The organism is Hephaestia sp. MAHUQ-44, assembly GCF_023806085.1.
In the GTDB taxonomy this organism is placed as follows: Bacteria; Pseudomonadota; Alphaproteobacteria; order Sphingomonadales; family Sphingomonadaceae; genus Sphingomonas.
In genome coordinates this window covers 1-18,414 of sequence record NZ_JAMSLX010000002.1, presented here as the reverse complement: position 1 = coordinate 18,414, position 18,414 = coordinate 1, and the positions used below count along the sequence as shown (strand labels likewise).

At 66.4% G+C, this 18,414-nt stretch carries 18 protein-coding genes; 6 read left to right on the top strand and 12 right to left on the bottom strand.

Annotation, left to right across the window (positions count from 1 at the left end; all coding sequences use genetic code 11):
• Nucleotides 1-156: 156 nt before the first annotated feature.
• Nucleotides 157-636: a nucleoside deaminase gene (locus NFE57_RS02190; protein WP_252133935.1), complete on the bottom strand. Its 480-nt coding sequence runs from the start codon at nucleotides 634-636 to the stop codon at nucleotides 157-159.
• Nucleotides 637-742: 106 nt separating this feature from the next.
• Here NFE57_RS02190 and NFE57_RS02185 point away from each other — a divergent pair, with 106 nt between their 5' ends.
• The gene (locus NFE57_RS02185) at nucleotides 743-1,888 is read left to right on the top strand and encodes an aminotransferase class I/II-fold pyridoxal phosphate-dependent enzyme (protein ID WP_252133934.1); all 1,146 of its coding nucleotides are present in this window, start codon (nucleotides 743-745) and stop codon (nucleotides 1,886-1,888) included.
• A gap of 96 nt (nucleotides 1,889-1,984) precedes the next feature.
• Here NFE57_RS02185 and NFE57_RS02180 read toward each other — a convergent pair whose 3' ends face one another.
• A complete protein-coding gene (locus NFE57_RS02180) occupies nucleotides 1,985-2,761 on the bottom strand; it encodes a 3-keto-disaccharide hydrolase (protein ID WP_252133933.1) in 777 nt (258 codons plus the stop codon).
• Between NFE57_RS02180 and NFE57_RS02175 the strand changes: the two genes are divergently transcribed.
• From NFE57_RS02175 to NFE57_RS02165, 3 genes are all read left to right on the top strand, one after another.
• A complete protein-coding gene (locus NFE57_RS02175) occupies nucleotides 2,748-2,978 on the top strand; it encodes a hypothetical protein (protein ID WP_252133932.1) in 231 nt (76 codons plus the stop codon). The genes NFE57_RS02180 and NFE57_RS02175 overlap by 14 nt on opposite strands.
• A 24-nt stretch (nucleotides 2,979-3,002) precedes the next feature.
• Nucleotides 3,003-5,642, top strand: a complete 2,640-nt coding sequence (locus tag NFE57_RS02170; RefSeq protein WP_252133931.1) for a glycosyl hydrolase 115 family protein — start codon at nucleotides 3,003-3,005, stop codon at nucleotides 5,640-5,642.
• Nucleotides 5,643-5,814: 172 nt separating this feature from the next.
• Complete coding sequence (locus NFE57_RS02165; protein WP_252133930.1) at nucleotides 5,815-6,780, top strand: phytanoyl-CoA dioxygenase family protein; 966 nt, start codon at nucleotides 5,815-5,817, stop codon at nucleotides 6,778-6,780.
• On the opposite strand, the gene rfbB is transcribed toward NFE57_RS02165, so the two are convergent.
• From rfbB to NFE57_RS02120, 9 genes are all read right to left on the bottom strand, one after another.
• On the bottom strand, nucleotides 6,719-7,858 hold the full coding sequence (rfbB, locus tag NFE57_RS02160) for a dTDP-glucose 4,6-dehydratase (protein ID WP_252133929.1): 1,140 nt from the start codon (nucleotides 7,856-7,858) through the stop codon (nucleotides 6,719-6,721). The two genes, NFE57_RS02165 and rfbB, sit on opposite strands and share 62 nt — an antisense overlap.
• Nucleotides 7,855-8,763 carry a dTDP-4-dehydrorhamnose reductase gene (rfbD, locus tag NFE57_RS02155; protein WP_252133928.1) on the bottom strand — a complete coding sequence of 303 codons (909 nt, stop codon included), beginning with the start codon at nucleotides 8,761-8,763 and terminating at the stop codon, nucleotides 7,855-7,857. The genes rfbB and rfbD overlap by 4 nt, the downstream gene beginning before the upstream one ends.
• A complete protein-coding gene (locus NFE57_RS02150) occupies nucleotides 8,753-9,889 on the bottom strand; it encodes a DegT/DnrJ/EryC1/StrS family aminotransferase (protein ID WP_353653857.1) in 1,137 nt (378 codons plus the stop codon). The genes rfbD and NFE57_RS02150 overlap by 11 nt, the downstream gene beginning before the upstream one ends.
• Nucleotides 9,886-10,431, bottom strand: coding sequence for a dTDP-4-dehydrorhamnose 3,5-epimerase (rfbC, locus tag NFE57_RS02145; protein ID WP_252133927.1), 546 nt, complete (start codon nucleotides 10,429-10,431; stop codon nucleotides 9,886-9,888). The genes NFE57_RS02150 and rfbC overlap by 4 nt, the downstream gene beginning before the upstream one ends.
• On the bottom strand, nucleotides 10,428-11,345 hold the full coding sequence (gene rfbA, locus NFE57_RS02140) for a glucose-1-phosphate thymidylyltransferase RfbA (protein WP_252133926.1): 918 nt from the start codon (nucleotides 11,343-11,345) through the stop codon (nucleotides 10,428-10,430). Before rfbA ends, rfbC begins: the two co-directional genes overlap by 4 nt.
• Complete coding sequence (locus tag NFE57_RS02135; protein WP_252133925.1) at nucleotides 11,342-12,118, bottom strand: CpsD/CapB family tyrosine-protein kinase; 777 nt, start codon at nucleotides 12,116-12,118, stop codon at nucleotides 11,342-11,344. Before NFE57_RS02135 ends, rfbA begins: the two co-directional genes overlap by 4 nt.
• Nucleotides 12,115-13,596 (bottom strand): GumC family protein, encoded by a 1,482-nt coding sequence (locus NFE57_RS02130; RefSeq protein WP_252133924.1) that lies wholly within the window; start codon nucleotides 13,594-13,596, stop codon nucleotides 12,115-12,117. Before NFE57_RS02130 ends, NFE57_RS02135 begins: the two co-directional genes overlap by 4 nt.
• The gene (locus NFE57_RS02125; protein WP_252133923.1) at nucleotides 13,593-14,741 is read right to left on the bottom strand and encodes a hypothetical protein; all 1,149 of its coding nucleotides are present in this window, start codon (nucleotides 14,739-14,741) and stop codon (nucleotides 13,593-13,595) included. The genes NFE57_RS02130 and NFE57_RS02125 overlap by 4 nt, the downstream gene beginning before the upstream one ends.
• A 61-nt stretch (nucleotides 14,742-14,802) precedes the next feature.
• Entirely contained in the window at nucleotides 14,803-15,438 is a 636-nt protein-coding gene (locus NFE57_RS02120) for a polysaccharide biosynthesis/export family protein (RefSeq protein ID WP_252133922.1), read from the bottom strand.
• A gap of 296 nt (nucleotides 15,439-15,734) precedes the next feature.
• Here NFE57_RS02120 and NFE57_RS02115 point away from each other — a divergent pair, with 296 nt between their 5' ends.
• Both NFE57_RS02115 and NFE57_RS02110 read left to right on the top strand, forming a co-directional pair.
• The gene (locus tag NFE57_RS02115; protein WP_252133921.1) at nucleotides 15,735-16,550 is read left to right on the top strand and encodes a WecB/TagA/CpsF family glycosyltransferase; all 816 of its coding nucleotides are present in this window, start codon (nucleotides 15,735-15,737) and stop codon (nucleotides 16,548-16,550) included.
• A gap of 42 nt (nucleotides 16,551-16,592) precedes the next feature.
• Nucleotides 16,593-17,777, top strand: a complete 1,185-nt coding sequence (locus NFE57_RS02110; RefSeq protein ID WP_252133920.1) for a hypothetical protein — start codon at nucleotides 16,593-16,595, stop codon at nucleotides 17,775-17,777.
• A 164-nt stretch (nucleotides 17,778-17,941) separates the two neighbouring features.
• Here NFE57_RS02110 and NFE57_RS02105 read toward each other — a convergent pair.
• On the bottom strand, nucleotides 17,942-18,414 hold a 473-nt coding region (locus tag NFE57_RS02105), incomplete at its 5' end, for an IS630 family transposase (protein ID WP_252133919.1).

Sequence of the window (18,414 nt, the reverse complement as noted above, 5' to 3'; positions counted from 1 at the left end):
TCCGACGAGACCGTTTCGCTTACCGCTGTCAACATCGATCCTCGTTACCCATTCGGTCTCGATATCGTTGTTATCAACGGCGGTACGCGCGGCCGTCCAACCGCCGATGGTCGCGGCACGGTCATCGCCAGGCGTATGAACCGTCACGGGACCGGATCATCGGTGGGAATGTTGCCTGCGCTGCCAGTCCGCATAGATTTCGGGCACGGCCGCCCCGGTTGACGGCAGATGACGGATCAGCATCGATTGTTCAGCGCGCGGCAGCGCCAGTTCCGCATGGATTGCAGCGGTGGAAAGGCCGAACGGCGCCGCATCCTCGTTCGAATAGGCATAGGCCACCGCCTCGATCCCCGCCATCCGCATCGCCGCCATGCACATCGGGCAGGGATGGCCGCTGGCATAGACCCGGCATCCGGACAGGTCGGACGAGGCCAGTTTTTGGCTCGCCGCGCGAAGCGCGTTGATTTCGGCATGGGCGGTGGGATCGTTGGTCGCGACAACCGCATTGACGCCGGAGGCCACGATCGCACCGTCCTTTACGATCACGGCGCCGAACGGCCTGCCGCCGCGCGCGACGTTTTCCCGCGCCAGGTCAATCGCAGCCTTCAGAAAAACCTGCTCATTCGCCACGTTCATTGTATCCGTTCCCCCTTCCAGAACAGGAGAGCCGACCGCCCGAACCGATCGGCGATCGCGGCGCGACAGCTTGCACGGGCGCGTTCGTCTTCCTAAGCGCCGCAAGATGATAGCCGACGTCCAGCCATTCCAGGCGATTGCGATCAGTCGCCTTGCCCATGACCTCGCGGCGCAAGGGCGCGATATCGTTCACATGGAATTCGGCCAACCGTCGACCGGCGCCCCAGCCGGCGCGATCGCCGCTGCCCATCACATCCTCGATACCGATCCGATGGGCTATTGGGAGAATGTCCGGCTGCTGGAACGCATCGCGCGCCATTATGCCGAGACCCATGGCGTTGATGTCCGGCCCGAGCAGATCATCCTCACGTGCGGCGCATCGCCGGCTTTTGTGCTCGCGCTTTCGTGCCTGTTCGCGCCCGGCGCGCGCGTCGCGATCGCCCGCCCCGGCTATGTCGCCTATCGCAACACGCTGAAGGCGCTCTATCTCGAACCCGTCGAGCTGGCATGTGGTGTCGCCGAACGCTTTCAGATCACCGCGGCGGCGCTGGCAGCGCTCGATCCGGCGCCCGACGGCGTGATTATCGCCAGCCCCGCCAATCCCACCGGCACGATCATCACTCCCGATGAGCTCGCGGCCATCGTCGAGGTTTGCCGCATCCGGAATATTCGGATTATCTCGGACGAAATCTATCACGGTCTCAGCTTCGGCGCGCCTGCCCAATCCATGGTGCAGCACGAGCCGACCGCCTTGATCGTCAACAGCTTCTCCAAATATTTCAGCATGGCCGGCTGGCGGCTGGGCTGGCTGGTCGTGCCGCCGGATCTGATCGCCGCGGCGCGGGCGCGGATGGGCAATCTGTTCCTGACGCCGCCGGTCCTTGCCCAGCATGCGGGGCTGGTCGCCTTCGACTGCCGGGAGGAGCTTGAGGGACATGTGCGGACCTATGCGCGAAACCGCACGCTGATGCTCGACGCGTTGCCCGCGATGGGCCTGACGCGCATGGCGCCGCCCGACGGTGCCTTCTACATCTATGCCGACATCGGCCATCTCACCAACGACAGCCTTGCCTTTTGCGAACGCCTGTTGCGCGATACCGGCGTCGCCACCGCGCCCGGCGTGGATTTCGATCCGGTCGACGGGCATCGCTTCATCCGGTTCAGCTTCGCCGTATCGACGCCCCTGGTCGAGGAAGCCATCCAACGAATGACGCCGTGGTTTCAAGCGCGGCAGGATGACCCGCGCCGTTGAACGATCGCAACCGCTGCACGCGGCCTACAAGATCACAGCGCCAATCCACACCGCGTCCGATTTCATATAGCCGGCATGTCGGCGATGATCGCGCGATCAATCGAGCGACTGCACCTCGATGTTGCGGAACTCGACCTGATTGCCCTCGCTTTGCAGCGCGATATAGCCTTGGCGCAGGGCGATCCTGCCCCCCGCCGCGGCGATCAGCGGTTGCGCATCCTTGTCGTTGGGGTCGAGCTCGGCGGCCGAATAATGCAGCACCGGCTTGCCGTCGATGAAATGGGTGATCTCGCCGTTGGGCAGCACTTCCAGCTCGGCCCTGGTCCAGCGCCCCAGCGGCAGCAGCGGCGAGGAGGACTGGATGCAGTGGCGCGGATCGCGCTTGCCCTCGAATACCACGGTGGTGCCCGGCGTGCAGACATTGCCGGTCGGCTCCTCCTTCGGACGCGGCACGGCGAGCAATTGCATCTCAAGGCTCACCGGGAACGCCTGATCGCGTGCCATGGTCTCGGGCGCCTGCGCGTGGAACATCAGCCCGGAATTGCTCGCCTGCCAAATCTGGATGCCCGGCAACGGCTCGCCGAACAGCCGATAATCGAAGCGGATGCGATACGCCTTGAGCGGCGTTTTCCAGAACAGATGCCCGAACTCACCCTCGAATTTGGTGTAATTGGCATAAGACACGCGGATCGCACCATCGTGGACGGTGAACATTTTCAGCGGGTCCTCCCCCACCGCGCGACCGGTGATCTTGGGCGTCCACCCCGTCAGCGTCTTCCCATCGAAAATACGCTGCCACGGCGCCTCGGGTGCAGGCTCGGGCGCGGGCGCAGCGCCGATCAGCGCCAATATGGGGAGGATGAAGAGTTTCATGGCAGTTCCGATGCTGATGTTTCGGCTGATTCGGGGCAGTCGAACCATCCATTCGCCGCGCAGCTTGCCCGCCGCCACGCCTATCTGCAACCGCGCGTTTGCTGTCGATCGGTTTGTGGAGCGGCTGACAACGATCGCAGCGACATCCGATCGTCGCCGCCGGCGGCTGCGCCCCATGAAGACCGGTTGCCTTCTTCGCCTCGCGCAGCAATGGTAGCGCTAGCATAAAGGGAGAGCATCGGTGGCCGAATCGGGCAAGAACGGTATCACGCGCAGGATTCTGCTCGGCAGCGCGACCTCGGTCGGCGCCTTGGCGGCGCTACGAATACCCAGCGCCGCCCAAACGCTATCGGCGAATGGCACGACGGGGCACGACTTTCCCCTGATCCAGAACGGCACCCCCGCCGCCATCCTGATCGACCCCGACGCGGATTCCGCCGTCGCGCATGTCGCGACCGGTTTCGCCGCCGACCTTGCCGCCGTGAGCGGCCGGCGCCCGCAACGCTTGACGACCATCACCAGACTTCGTGGCCCCGTCGTCGTGATCGGCGTCCTCGGCCAGAGCGCTACCATCGACAATCTCATCCAGGCTGGGAAAATCGACGCCACCGATCTTCATGGCGCATGGGAAGCCTTCCGCCAGATCGTGGTCGACGATCCCTTCCCCGGCGTCGCACAGGCGCTGGTGATCGTCGGCGCCGATCGGCGCGGCGCAGTATTCGGCACCTATGACATCTCCGAACGCCTGGGGGTGTCGCCCTGGTATTGGTTCGCCGACGTTCCGATTCCCAGAAAATGGGACGTCTCGATTCCGGCAGGATCGCGGCGCGATCAGCCCAGCGTCCGCTACCGCGGCTTCTTCATCAACGATGAAGATCCATGTTTCAGCGGCTGGGCGAAGAAGAAATTCGGCGGCATCAATTCGGCCCTGTACGCGCGCGTGTTCGAATTGCTGCTGCGGATGAAGGGGAATTATCTCTGGCCCGCGATGTGGGCGCCCAAGGCGTTTGCCGACGACGATCCGAACAATATGGTTCTGGCGGATGCGATGGGCGTCATCATGGGCAGTTCGCATCACGAAGTGATGATGCGTGCGCAGGACGAATGGCACCGCAACACCGACAAGGGCGTGACGGGCGGCCCTTGGGATTACACCCGGAACCGCGACAATCTGCGCGCCTTCTGGCGCGGCGGGATCGCGCGGATGATGTCGAAAGGCGACGGTAAAGGCTATGAGGCCGTCGTCACGATCGGGATGCGCGGCGACGGCGACGAAGCGATGGGCGAAGGCACCGCCATTCCGCTGCTCGAACAGATCGTGGCCGACCAGCGCCGGATCATCGCCGAGGTGACCCGAAAGCCCGCGAGCGATACCCCGCAGATCTGGGCGCTCTACAAGGAAGTGCAGGACTATTACGATCACGGCATGGCGGTGCCCGACGATGTCACCTTGCTGTTCGCCGACGATAATTGGGGCCAGATCCGGCGGCTGCCCGAACCCGGCGCCCCGCCCCGCCGCGGCGGCTATGGCATCTATTATCATTTCGATTATGTCGGCGGGCCGCGCAATTACAAATGGCTCAATACCAACCAGATCGAGAAGGTCTGGCAGCAGATGGATCTCGCCTATACGCGCGGCGCGCGGGCGATGTGGATCGTCAATGTCGGCGACATCAAGCCGATGGAATATCCGCTCAGCTTCTTCCTCGCGATGGCGTGGAACCCCGAGGCGGTGACCCCCGACACGCTCGCCACCTACCCGCAGCGCTGGGCGCGGGCGACCTTCGGCGCAGAGCACGCCGCGGCGATCGGTGAGATGATGACCGCGTACAGCCAATATGCCGCGCGCCGTAAGCCCGAACTGATCGATCAGGACAGTTTTCCGCTCGGCGGCATCACCCCGCAGGGCCTCGACGGCGGCGAGTTCGGGACGATGGTCGCCGAATGGGATGCGCTCGAGGCGCGGATGCTCGCGGTCCGCGCGCAATTGCGCCCCGACCAGCGCGACGCCTATTTTCAGCTGCTCGAATTCCCGATCGCGGCGCTGGCGAACCTCTACCGGCTTTATTACGCCGCGGCGTGGAACAAGCTGCTCGCGGCGCGCAACGATCCGCGCGCCAATGTCTTCGCCGATCAGGTGGAAGCGACCTTCGCGCGCGATGCCGCGCTCACCGATCGCTACCACGGCATCAACGGCGGCAAATGGGACGGCATGATGCAGCAGGTCCACATGAGCTATGTGATCTGGAACGACCCCACCCAGCAGACGATGCCGAGCATCACCCGCGTCGGCGCCGACACCCCTACCGACCAGCGCGGCCGGCAGCCCGCCTTTGCCGCGCGCGCGCCCTTGGCACCGGGGATCATCGCGCTGGAGGCACCCGCCTTCAGCCGCGCGCACGATGGCGCGGGGCTGCGCTGGACGCCGGTCGCCCATCTGAGCCGTACCGACGGCGCCATGCTGGCGCTGCCACAGGGGCGCCCCGCAACCTCGGCGGCGGACGGCGTTCGCCTCGACTATGATGTGCTGGTCGAGCACGCCGGCCCGGCGACGCTGACGCTCGATCTGGCGCCGACGCTCGATACCAACGCCAGCGGCGGCATCCGCATCGGCGTGTCGATCGACGATGGCCCCGTGCAGGTGCTCAAGGCCCATCTGGAAGCGACCGGCGGCGCGCACGACACGCTGGCCCGCCAGCGCTGGGCCGATGCCGTCTCCGACAATATCCTGCGCCTTTCGGCCGACCTGGGTAGCATCACCACCGGCAAGCACGTGGTGAAGGTCTGGCGGATCGACGACAATGTCGTCTTGCAGAAACTCGTCCTGAGTACGGTGCCGCTGCCGCCGCTTTACCTTGGGCCGCCCTCGAAAAGCGCGTGACGCCAACGACCATCTCCCCTTAAGCGACGGGCCGCATCGGCCGGGTTCGCCCGGCATGCGCAATTTTTCCTCCGCATAAGCGCGCATTGCCGCCGATCGGGACCGTTGGCAGATAAAGCGCCCCGGAAACGCACGCCCCCGCGCGCACGCCCGACCGGTCGGAGGAATCGCCATGAACGCTGCCGCAACGCAGGACTGGGCGCATCGTCTCAAGAATTTCCCCGCCCGTTCGGCGTTACGGCTGGCCAACGCGCCACCCGTCAGCCGGGTTCTCGCCAACCGCTATCGTCGCGCGCTTGCCGCGCACCGGGCCGCGCTGCCCGTGCTGAGCGGGCTCGACCGCGAGATCGTCACGGGGCTCGAGCGCGACGGTATTTTCGTCACCTCGCTCGACGTGCTGGGCCTGCCCGGTTCGCAGGAGGCGCTACGCGCCGGCCAGCGGCTGGCGGACGCGTTCGCCGAGGAGGCGAGGCAGCAGGTCGCAGCGGGCAAGACCTTCACCATCGTGCCCCCCGGCAACATCGCGAATACGCCCGAAATCGTCATGTGGGGGCTGCACGATCGGCTGCTCGATATCGTCGAGGCCTATATCGGGCTGCCGGTCGCCTATGACGGCGTCAACATCATCTACACCGTCGCCGACGGGCGCGAGGCGGGTACCAGGCAGTGGCACCGCGACTGGGAAGATCGCAAGACGATCAAGGTCGCGATCTATTGCAACGACGTCGGCAAGCAGGATGGCCCGTTTCAGGCGATCGCGCGGGCCGATCCAGCGCAGGACGACGCCAGGGGCTATCATTACACCACCGCGACCAGCGCCGAACTGGCGACTGTGCTGGGGGCCGATTTCGAGCGCGACATCGTGACCTGCGATGGCCCGGCGGGGACGGTGATCTTCGTCGATACCGCCAAATGTTTTCACCGCGGCCAGCCCGCCTTCGCAACCGACCGTCGCGCGATCTTCCACAGCTATTTCGCGCGCACGCCGCGCCACCCGTTCCTGTGCGAGCGATCGGGGATGACGCGCGGCCAGTTGTCGCGGCTCGCGCGTGGTCTCAATCCCCGCCAACAATCAACTATCCTGTGGCGGCGATCGCTGCCGGCGCTGGTCCGCCTGATCCCGCCGGCGACGCTATAGCGTTTGAACCGCGCGCGGCGGCGCCCCGATCCGCAACCGCGCGCCACCAATCCACGTTGGCAAGATACCAGGCGACGGTCTTTGCAAACCCCTGCTGAAAATCGTGCCGCGCGCGATAGCCCAGCTCCGCCCGGATTCGGCGATCGTCGATGGCATAACGCCGATCATGCCCCGGCCGGTCGATCACGAAATGTTTGAGCGATGCCGACGCACGCCCCATGGCCGCCGGCGCATCGGGAAAGCACGCCGCCAACCCCGGGGAGCGGGCAAAATGCCGATCGACCAGCGCGCACAGCGTATCGATCACGGCCATATTGGTCAGTTCGGCACCGCCACCGATATTATATTGCGTCCCCGCCCCCCCGCGCTGGAGGATCAGGTCGATCCCCCGGCAATGATCCTCGACGAACAGCCAGTCGCGGACGTTCATGCCGTCGCCGTAAATCGGCAGCGGGCGGCCTTCGAGCAGGTTGATGAGGAATAACGGAATCAGCTTTTCGGGAAATTGATAGGGGCCGTAATTGTTCGAGCAATGCGACACGCTGGTCGCGAGCCCGAAACTGTGATGATAGGCGCGCACCAGATGATCCGCCGCCGCCTTGCTCGCCGAATAAGGCGAATTGGGCGCGAACGGCGTGGCTTCGTGAAACGCCGGATCGGCGGGGCCGAGGCTGCCGAACACCTCGTCGGTCGAGACCTGATGAAAGCGATGATGCGGCCGCACCGCCCCCGACAGCCAGACCGTCCGGGCAGCTTCGAGCAGGCGCTGCGTCCCGACGATGTTGGTCCGCAGAAAGGCATCGGGGCCGCTGATCGAGCGATCGACATGCGATTCGGCGGCGAAATTGACGATCGTGTCGATGTCGTGCTCGCGCAGCAATGCAGTGACGCGCCGCTGGTCGCAGATATCGCCGACCACCAGCGACACGCGCGCCACCCCATCGAGATTGGCGCGATTGCCGGCATAGGTCAGCAGATCGAGCACGACGATCCGGTCGTCGGGATAGCGATCGCGCCAATAACGCACGAAGCACGAACCGATAAAACCGGCCCCGCCGGTGACGAGCAGGCTTTTCATGGCGCGGATTCCTTCACCTCGGCCAGCATCGCGCGAAGCTCGTGCCGCCAGTGCGGCGGCGGCAGGTCAACCGCGCCCCACAGATCCTCGGGATCGAGGATGCTGAACAGCGGCCGCGGCGCCGCGGTCGGATAATCGGCGGTCGCAATCGGCCGGATCGCTGCGGCGTGCGCGAGCAGCCCGGCGCCCCGCGCCTCCTCCGCGATCGCGACCGCGAAATCGTACCATGAGGCAGCACCGGCATCGGTCGCGTGCCAGATCCCGCGCACGTCACGCCCCACCAGCCGCCACAGCACGCGCGCCAGGCTGCGCGCATGGGTGGGCGAGCCGAACTGATCGGCAACCACGCCCACCTCGTCGCGCTCGGCGAGCAGACGCAGCATCGTCGCGACGAAATTGGTCCCCGCCGCGCCGTACAGCCAGGCGGTGCGGACGATCAGCGCGTCGGGCAGTGCCATGCGCACCGCCGCCTCCCCGGCCGCCTTGGAGGCGCCATAGACGTTGCACGGCCGTACCGGATCATTGCTGCGGCGGCGGACGGTGCTGGTGCCGTCGAACACATAATCGGTCGATATCTGGACGAAGCGCGCGCCCGTCCTCGCCGCCGCCGCCGCAAGCGTCGCGGGGCCCTGCGCATTGACCGCGAAAGCGCGCTCGGCATCGTGCTCGGCGCGATCGACGGCGGTATAAGCCGCGGCGTTGATGAGGACATCGGGGGCCAGCGACGCCATCATCCGCGCCACCTGCGCGGCATCGGTGATGTCGAGTTCACCGTGCGACAGCGCGATCACCTGCACGCCGGGCGGCGCCGTCGCAACCAGCGCGCGCGCGAGTTGCCCACCCTTGCCCGTCACCACAATGCGGGGGCCCTCCCGATCGGATTCGGGGGCGTGGCTAATCGCCAAGGACGATCCCGATCGTCTGCTCGATCGCCGCGTCAGGCAGATCGGGATGGAGCGGAAGGCACAGGATCTCCGCCGCCATCCGCCGCGCCACCGGCAAGGGCGCGCGCGCCGAGGGCAGATGACGATAGCCCGGCATGTCCGCGATCAGCGGGTGGAAATAGCGCCGCGCCAGAATGCCGGCATCCTGAAGCCGCTGCCACACGCCGTCGCGCCCGCCGGGATAGGATGCGGCGACACGGATCGGGAAATAGGCGTGATTGGGCGCCCATGACGCGCCCGACGCGAACAGGCCGATCCCCGGCACCCCGGCCAGCGCCGCGCGATATTGCGCGCCGATCCGCGCGCGCCGCGCGATCGCACGATCGATATGGCGCAATTGCAGCAGCCCGAACGCCGCCTGAAGCTCGTTCATCTTGCCGTTGATCGACGGGGTGGCGACAATCGTCTCGCCGACGAAGCCGAAATTGCGCAACTGGTCGATCCGGTCTTTCGTGGCCTTGTCCGGCGCGACGATCGCGCCGCCCTCGAAGGTGTTGAATACCTTGGTGGCGTGGAAGCTGAGCACCGAGAGGTCACCGTGCGCCAGGATGCTGCGGCCATGGTCGCGCACCGCGAACGCGTGCGCCGCATCGTAGACCAGGCGCACATCGTGCGCTTCGGCGATCGCCTGCAACGCCGCCACATCGCAGGGAAAACCGTAGCAATGAACCGGCAGGATCGCCGTCGTGCGCTCCGTGATCGCGGCGTCCACCTTGGCGGGGTCAAGGTTGCAGGTTTCGGGATCGATATCGACGAACACCGGGGTGGCGCCCACCAGCCGCAGCGCATGCGCGGTGGCGACGAACGAGAAAGGCGTGGTGATGACTTCGCCCTCGACGCGCAGCGCCTGCAACGCCAGCCACAAGGCGATCGTGCCGTTCGACACCAGCGACACCTGCGGCACATCGAGATACGCGACCAGCGCGCTTTCCAACTCCTCGTGGAACGGCCCGCAATTGGTCAGCCAGCGATTTTCCCAGATGCGTTCGAGATAGGGAATATACTCGGCCAGCGGCGGCAGCAGCGGCTGCGTCACATGCGTCACCCCCGGTGCCGGCAGCGCGCGTACAAGATCGACGGTGCTCACGCGTAAACCTCGCACGCGGCAAGGCGTGGCGCGTCGGCATCCTTGGCCGACAGCAGCGCGCGCCGGCCACCCAACGGCCAGTCGATCGCGAGCATCGGATCGTCCCACGCGATCGTGCGCTCGCCTTCGGGCGCGTAATAATCGGTGCATTTGTACAGCAGGTCGGTGCCGTCCTCGAGGCACAGGAAGCCGTGCGCGAAGCCCGGCGGAATCCACATCATCGCCGCATTGTCGGCCGACAGGACATGCCCGGTCCATCGGCCGAAGCCCGCGCTGCCCGGACGCAGATCGACCGCGACGTCGAACACCGCCCCGGCGCTGACGCGGACCAGCTTTCCCTGCGGCCGGCCGACCTGGTAATGGAGCCCGCGCACCACGTCGCGCCGCGACCGGCTGTGATTGTCCTGCACGAACGTGGCGTTGATGCCGTGCTCGGCGAACACCCGCTCGCTCCAGCTTTCCATGAAGAAGCCGCGCGCATCCGCGATCCTGCGCGGCTCGATCAGCAGCACGCCGGGCAGCGTGGTCGGGTGCACTCTCATGCCGCGCGCCGCGCGCTCGAGCGGCCCAGCGCGAGCTGCCGCAGCAGATAATCGCCATAGCCGCTCTTGCGCAGCGGCAGCGCGAGCCGTTCGAGCGCGGCATCCGAGATATAGCCGTTGCGCCAGGCGATCTCCTCGGGACAGCAGATTTTGAGCCCCTGCCGCTCCTCGAGCACATGGACGTACATCGCGGCGTCGAGCAGCGAGGCATGGGTACCGGTATCGAGCCAGGCGAAGCCGCGCCCGAGCAATTCGACGTGGAGCGCACCGCGCTCGAGATACATCCGGTTGAGATCGGTGATCTCCAGTTCGCCGCGCGCCGAAGGCACGATATCGGCGGCGAAATCGGCGGCGCGGCCATCGTAGAAATAGAGGCCCGTCACCGCATAACTCGATCCCGGCCGCGCCGGCTTCTCGTCGATCGCGATCACCGTGCCGTCGGCAGCGAAGGTGACGACGCCATATTGCGAGGGATCGCGCACGGCATAACCGAACACCGTCGCGCCGTCGGTGCGCGCGTGCGCGGCGCCCAGCACCTTGATCAGCCCGTGTCCCGAAAAGACGTTGTCGCCGAGGATCAGCGCCGACGGTCGGCGATCGACGAATTGGGCGCCGATCCGATACGCCTGCGCCAGCCCCTCGGGCTCGCGCTGGAGCGCATAGGCGATGCTCAGGCCCCATTGCGTGCCGTCGCCCAGCAGCCGCACGAAGGCCGACTGGTCCTCGGGCGTGGAAATCAGCAGGATCTCGCGGATGCCCGCCATCATCAGCACCGACAGCGGATAATAGATCATCGGCTTGTCGTAGATCGGCATCAATTGCTTGCTGACCGGCAGCGTCAGCGGATGCAGGCGGGTGCCCGCCCCACCCGCCAGAATGATGCCGGGTCGCGGCTCGGGTTGCGATCGTATCATGCCGTTCGTCCCTGATAATAAGGATCGAGATCGCCCTCGCGCCGGGTCATCGATTTGTTGAGGACCGAGCCGAAGATCGCATCCTCGCCCAGCAGCCGCACCGCCTCGGCGATCTCGCGGCCCGTCGTGCGGCCTTCTTCGATGACCAGCAGCACCGCATCGGCGCTGCGCGAAATCAGCATGATGTCGTCGAGCGCGAGCACCGGCGGCGTATCGACCAGGCAGATCGGCGCGCCCGGCAGCGTGCGGATCGTCGCGAACAACGCGCCGAGCCGCGACGATGCGAGCAGCGATGACGAATTCTCCCGCGTCGCGCGCACCGGAAAGACCGTAAGATCGGTGGTGTCGAGACATTGGCCGATCCCGCTCAGCGACGCCTCGCCGCTCAGATAATCGTCGATACCGGGGCCGTCGGCGACCCCGAACCGCTCGCCGATCGAGGGCCGGCGCAGATCGAGATCGATCAGCACGGTGCGATGAATCCGGCTGAGCGCGGCGGCGAGGTTTGCGGCGATATAGCTCTTGCCGTTGCCGGTCTGCATCGACGTCACCGCCAGGATGCGGCCGCCCGGAAAATAGAAATCGCTCAACACCTGCGCGCGCAGCAGGATGAAACCATGCGCGCGGGGATCGAGGTGCTCGAACCCGAAAATGCCGTTGCGCATCAGCCGGTCGCGATCGATCGGCAGCGACGCGGCGCGCACCGGCTCAATCCGGTTGATCGGCGCGCGCGCCCAATCGGGCAGTTCCATGCCGGATGCGTTGCTGCTCATGCGCTGCCCCCCGCATGGCCGATCGCGCCGCGCCACTGCGGCAGCGCGCGTTGCAAACCGAGACGGCGCTGCGGCGCGGTGCCCGATGGGAGCATCGGGATCACCGCGAGCGGGGCAACCCCGGTATAGCGTCGGACGCCGGTGGCGCCGTGCACCGTGCCCGCCAGAAATTCCCGCGCCACGACCAGAAACAGCCCGAACCCCAGCCCGCCGAGCGCCCCCAGCACCAGCGTCTGCACCCGCGCCAACCCACCCGAGCCGATCGGGAAGCTGGGCGCATCGACCACCGAGAAGCGCTCGCCCTTGCCCTCTTTTTGCAGATTGGCGGCGATCTGTGCCTCGAGCTGCTTTTCGCGGATGTCGCGATATTGCCGCTGGAGATTGTCCGAATCGCGTTCGAGATTGTTGAGTTCATACGCCGCCTGCGGCGCCAGCGCGGCGAGCCGGTCCATATTGGCGACCTCGCTCACCAGTTGCGCCCGGCGCTGCGCCAACATGCCGACCTGCCCTCGGCCCGCGGCGATCTCGGCGTGGATAATGCCCGCACCCGGCCGTGGTGCGGGCGAGCGCTGCGCGGTTGCGCGCTGCCGGTCGAGCGCGGCTTGCGCGGCCACGACCCCGGGATATTCGTCCGAATAGACCGCACGGAGCTGGTTGAGATGTTCCTCGGCCCGGCGCACCGCCTCGGCACCCGGATCGGGCGCTGCCATCGCCTCCTGGCTACGCGCGGCGAGCAGGCCATTTTGTTGCAATATGCCTTGCGATTCGGAATCGATCCGCGAGATTTCAGCCCGAAGCGCCGCGCCCGATTGCGCGGTGATTGCGATCTGATCGGGCAATGCGCCGAAATAATGCGCCTCGATCTCGCGGCGCTTGGTTTCCAGTTCGACCAGCCGGTCGCGCAGTTCATCGCCCCGACGCAGCAGGAACGATGCCGTGCCCGATGCCTGTTCGGTGCGCAGCCGCTGGTCCTCGGCGATGAACAACTCGACCAATTGCTCGTCGACGGCCTGCGCGATCGCCGGATCGGTATAAGCGAACGACAAGGTCAGCGCGATCGTCTGCCCCGGCGTCGCCCGGCCCGGCCCGGTCGCCCCGACCAGATCGACGCCGATCGCCGATCGCATCACCCCCAGCACTTCATCAAACGGCCGCCGGTTGCGCAATTTTGGATAGAGGTTGTTGGCCTCGACGATTTTGGTGAGCTGTTCGCGGCTCGTCACCTGCTGGCGAATCTTGGCGATCCGCTCATCGGCCATGTTGGTCAGCGGCGAGGCGACGAGCGTCGTCGGCACCTGTTGCGAATCGATCAGCAAGGTGGCGGACGAGCGATATTGCGGTTCGTACAGCACCACCGCTGCGATCGCCGCGACCAGACCAACCAGCATCGGGATCAGCAACCAGAGCCGCCGCCGATACAGGATTGCGAGGATTTCGATCGGCCGAACGACCGTCGCGGGGACGATATCGTTGGTCATTGCAGCCTCGGCGTGAAGCGCAGCGCCGCGCCGACGAAGAACGAATCGACCGCCCGGCCAAGTGGCAGGCCACGGCGGATATATTCAAGCGTGCCGCCCAGCGTGAGCGTCGGCACCAGCGTCCGTTCGAGCGTCACGGCGGCGCGATAGGCGTCGGTCGCGGCAGCCAGATCGCCCTCGCCCGCCCCGGCATGCTGATATTCGCCGAGCAGCCGCAGCGACATGCGCTGCCCGATCGCCTCGCGCCACGACGCGTTGGCAAAGGTGCGGCGCTGCAATCCGCCGATCCCGCTCGCCTCCGAAAACAGCCCGGCGCGAAAGCAGATCTCGCGGCGTTCGCCATTTCGGCACAGCGCACCGCGTCCGTTGAGCAACACCGGCCCCGACCCGCGCGCCGGGGCGCCGGGAGCGCCGGCGTCGAAGCGATTGCGCTCGACCCCGAGTTCGGCGGTCAGCGTCCAATCGCGCGCAACGCGGGTTTCGAGCGTCGCATTGACGAACCATGTCGTCGCATCGAGCGGCCCGCCGCGGCTGAAGCGCCCGCCGCCACGCACGCCGATCGTCGTCGTCGGCCCGGTGCGGTGGCTGACGGCAAGCGCGGTGCGCAGCACGCGCGTCGTCTCGAGCAGCCCGCTACGATCGTAACTGGTCCGCTCGGCCTCGACCTCGGGCAGGATCATCGTGTGTGCATCGGGGGTCCATTGCACCGCGAGTCGCCCGTAGATCGCATTGCTCACCGCGCGCGGATCGACCCCGGCATCGACGCTTGTCGTCAGCCGATCGATCAGCGGCGCCCGCCGGAATTGCCCGGTGCCGAGCAGCGAGAGATATTCGTTCGCGCGGTAGCTCGCGTCGAGCCGCGCCTCGCCGAACACCACATTGCCATAGCGCCGGCTGTAGCCACGATCGCGCAGCGACCCCGCGAACGCCAGTTTGGACTGTACCGAGGGGAGCAGCGTATATCTGGCATCGATCCGGGCTTCGGCCGCGATCGCCCCGCGATCGTCGCCGGGCAGCAGGAACGGGTTCGGCGAATAGGTCACCTCGGTGCCGACCGATAACTCAGGTGCGGCCTCGCCGCCCGTGGTGGCCGCGGGCACGGTCTGCGCGCCGACCGGCGGCGCCGTCGCCGCGGCGAACGTCATCGCCAGCCCCGACACGGTGCGCGCCAGCCGCCGTCTCGGCCTGCCGGGGGCTGGCGGGCGGTCATGGCACGACCAGAACATCGCCACCCTTCAGCAACGGCAGCGCGCCGGCCAGATCGCCGCTCTCCAGATTGCGCCCGCCTTTGAGGATGTCGGCGATGTGGAGATGCTCGACGACCTGCCCGCCGGGGGTCTGGCGCAGGATCACGGCCTTCTTGACGTTGGCGAAATCGGCGAGCCCACCCGCCATGCTCAGCGCCTGAAGGACGTTGATCGGACGCACCGAGGTATAGCCCCCCGGCGTCCTCACCTTGCCGATGACATAGAAGCTCATCCCCGCGGTCGCGCGGACCGCCACCGTGACATCGGGCGGCGCATCGCGATAATTCCTGGCGAGACGTTCGCGCAGCTCGGCGGAGAGCTCGCTCGCGGTGCGATTGGCGGCGGCGATCGTGCCCGCCAGCGGAAATGCGAACGTGCCGTCGGGCAATACCCGAACGGTGCGCTGCATCTGCTGCTCACCCCAGACGAACACGTCGAGTTCGTCCCCGGCATTGATGCGATATTCGGTATCGGGACCGGCCTTGGTTTCGGCTGCCAGCGACACCGCCGGCGGCAGAAGTACGGCGACACCCAGCCCCAGCACCGCCGTCACCAGCAGAACGCCGTTCCCGCTTCGAAATGTGTCGCGCGCCATACCCCCTCCAATGATGCCGGGAGCGCAGCCTAGCCCCGCCCCCGCGCACCAGACATTCCGACATTCACGTGCAGGATTTTTCGCACCGACAATTATCGAATGGATTGTTTTTATTTTATATCAATATGATACTGATAAATTTTGATATCATGATCGAGGCTGCCGCCCTCCGCGAATACCCCCCAGGGTGTGCACCCTAGGCAAGTCCCGTCGGGCAATTTTCACCACGGCTTTGGGGCGAAGCGGCGGCTTCCGGCAGCCGCTATCCTCGCGCGACATCTTGGTGGGAGGCGCTTGTGGCGACGCAATATCTGGCAGGGCCGGCAATGCCGATGGCAGCCATCCCGGCAATGGCGAACGATCCGGCAACCGATTGCACCGAATTCCTCGATTTCCGGTTCAGCCGCTGCCCGCGCACCGACGTGATCCGGCAGATCGAGGCGCGGCCCGGCGACGCGCACTTCGCCTATGTCGTCACCCCCAATGTCGATCACGTCGTGCGCATCCAGCGCAACCGTTCCGATCTGTGGCCGGTCTATCGCCACGCCTGGATGACGCTGTGCGACAGCAGGATTCTGGGCTGGCTGGCGATCATCAACGGCCTGTCGCTGTCGATCCTGAGCGGCAGCGACCTGACCGCCGCGCTGTTCCGCGAGATCGTCAAGCCCGACGACCGCATCGCCGTGCTGGGCGGCGCGCCTGCATCGGTCCGCAAATTGTCCGACCGCTTCGGGCTCGCCAACGTCGCGCATTACAACCCGCCGATGGGGTTCATCCACGATCCCGCCGAGGTGGCCAAGGCCGTCGCCTTCATCGTCGAAAGCCATGCGCGCTTCACCTTCATCGCGGTCGGATCGCCGCAGCAGGAATGCATCGCCCGCGCGGTCGAAAACCACGCAAGCGCCACCGGCATCGGGCTGTGCATCGGCGCGAGCCTTGATTTCCTGACCGGCGATCAGACCCGCGCCCCGCGGCTGGTGCAGAAGCTGTCGCTCGAATGGATGTTCCGCTTGCTGTCCAACCCGGCGCGGATGTGGCGGCGGTATCTGGTCGAAGGCCCGCAAATCCTGCTCGTCGTCCAATATTGGCGCCGCGCAAGGGCGCACGGGTGACCGATCGCGCCGCATCGCCGGACGGGCCCGAGGACGGGGCCGATGGAGCGCATTCGGGCCGCAACCCTCGCGATGCTGCTCACCTTGCCGCTGATCGCGGCCGCGATCATGCTTGACGGGCAAGCGCCTGCCCCCCGCGAGGATAGCACCACGCCGAGCATGACGCCCCCCACCTATGCGCCGGTCAAACGCGTCTTCATTTCAGGCCACAGTCTGACCGATCAGCCCTTTCCCGATTATCTCGCGAGATTATCCGCGGGCGCCCGCATCCCGATCGCGTGGAACCGCCAGTATCTGCCCGGCTCATCGATCAAGATGCGGACGCGCGGCGCAGGCATCGACGGGTGGAACGGCTATGCCGCGGGGGTCGATCGCCACGGCCAGCCGATCGATACGCTCCGCGAAATCTGGCGACCCAGCGTTCCCGGCGGCGCCTACGACACGCTCATCGTCACCGAACAGCATTCGCTGCTCGAGACGATCGTCTGGAGCGACACGATCCGCTATTTGCGCGACATGCACGAACGCATCGTCGGGCTCGATGCCGGTGCGCAGACCTTCCTCTACGAATCGTGGCTGACGGTATCGGATCGCGCCGATCCGCAACGTTGGATCGCCTATGAACGCGCCGCCGAGCCGGTCTGGGCGTGCGTCGCCGAGCGGATCAACGTCTCGCTCGCCGCCGAGGGCCGCAGCGACCGTATCCGCCCGCTCCCGGTCGCGCTCGCGCTGGCGACGCTGGTCGAGGCGGCGACGCAAAACGATCCGGTTCCCGGGATCAGCATGGACACCATATCGGCGACGATGGCGCGGCTGTTCCGCGACGATGTCCACCTGACCGATGCCGGGGCTTTCTATGTCGCGCTGGCGAGCTTCGCGTTGATCCACGGCACGCCGGCGCCGGGCATGTGGGCGCCGCTGGGCATGGCAAGCCGCACCGCCGAGGCACTGCGCCGCCACGCGTGGCACTTCGCCACACGCCATCAGGCAGCCGCTCCGATGGCGCTGTCACGGTGCCGCGATTATGTCAGCACGACCTTCGTGCCGATCTATCTCGCCTATCAGCGCGACACCAATTGGCGCACCGGCGGCACGGCCCACGCATGGGCCAGTTGGGCGCGCTACAGCGTCGCATGGCCACGGCTGTTCCGCCGCGAGGATGCAACTAACCCCTTCTATTTCGATCCCCAAACCGACCAGAATTACTGGTTCCACCGCCAGCGGTAGCGCCGTGCCTGAAATCTGTTGCTGCTTTGCTGAAACAGAGGCGGCACCGGCCCGCTCCCCCCTCCCAGTCGGCATAATGTCTTGGGTGGTGGGGAGCGGGCCGGTGCCGCTTCCACGTAAGCGCAAAAAATCCAGAATCGGCGCGGTTCTAGAGTCAGATGACCTCATGCTGACCCGTATCCTGCGTTGAGCAGATAGTTGCGGCATTCTGCTGGCGGGAAGGCGTCGAGCAAGGTGCCGATGCGTCGCCATGTTGTTTCGTGGGATCGTTCGGCGGCCTTGCGCAGGAGGTGCTTGAGCTTGGCGAAGACCTGTTCGATCGGGTTGAGATCGGGCGAGTATGGCGGCAGGAACAGCAGCCTGGCTCCGGCGCTGCGGATCGCCTTGCGGACCTCGGGCCGTTTGTGACTGCTGAGGTTGTCCATGATGACGATGTCGCCCGGCGAGAGCGTCGGCACGAGGCACTGCTCGACATAATCGGTGAAGCTCTGGCCGTTGACGGGTTGGTCGAGCACGCATGGGGCGTCGATCCGGTCGCAGCGAAGCGCCGCCAGGAAGGTCATCGTGCGCCAATGGCCATAAGGCACCTTGGCATGGAGCCGCCGGCCGCGGGGTGCCCAGCCGCGTAACGGGGCCA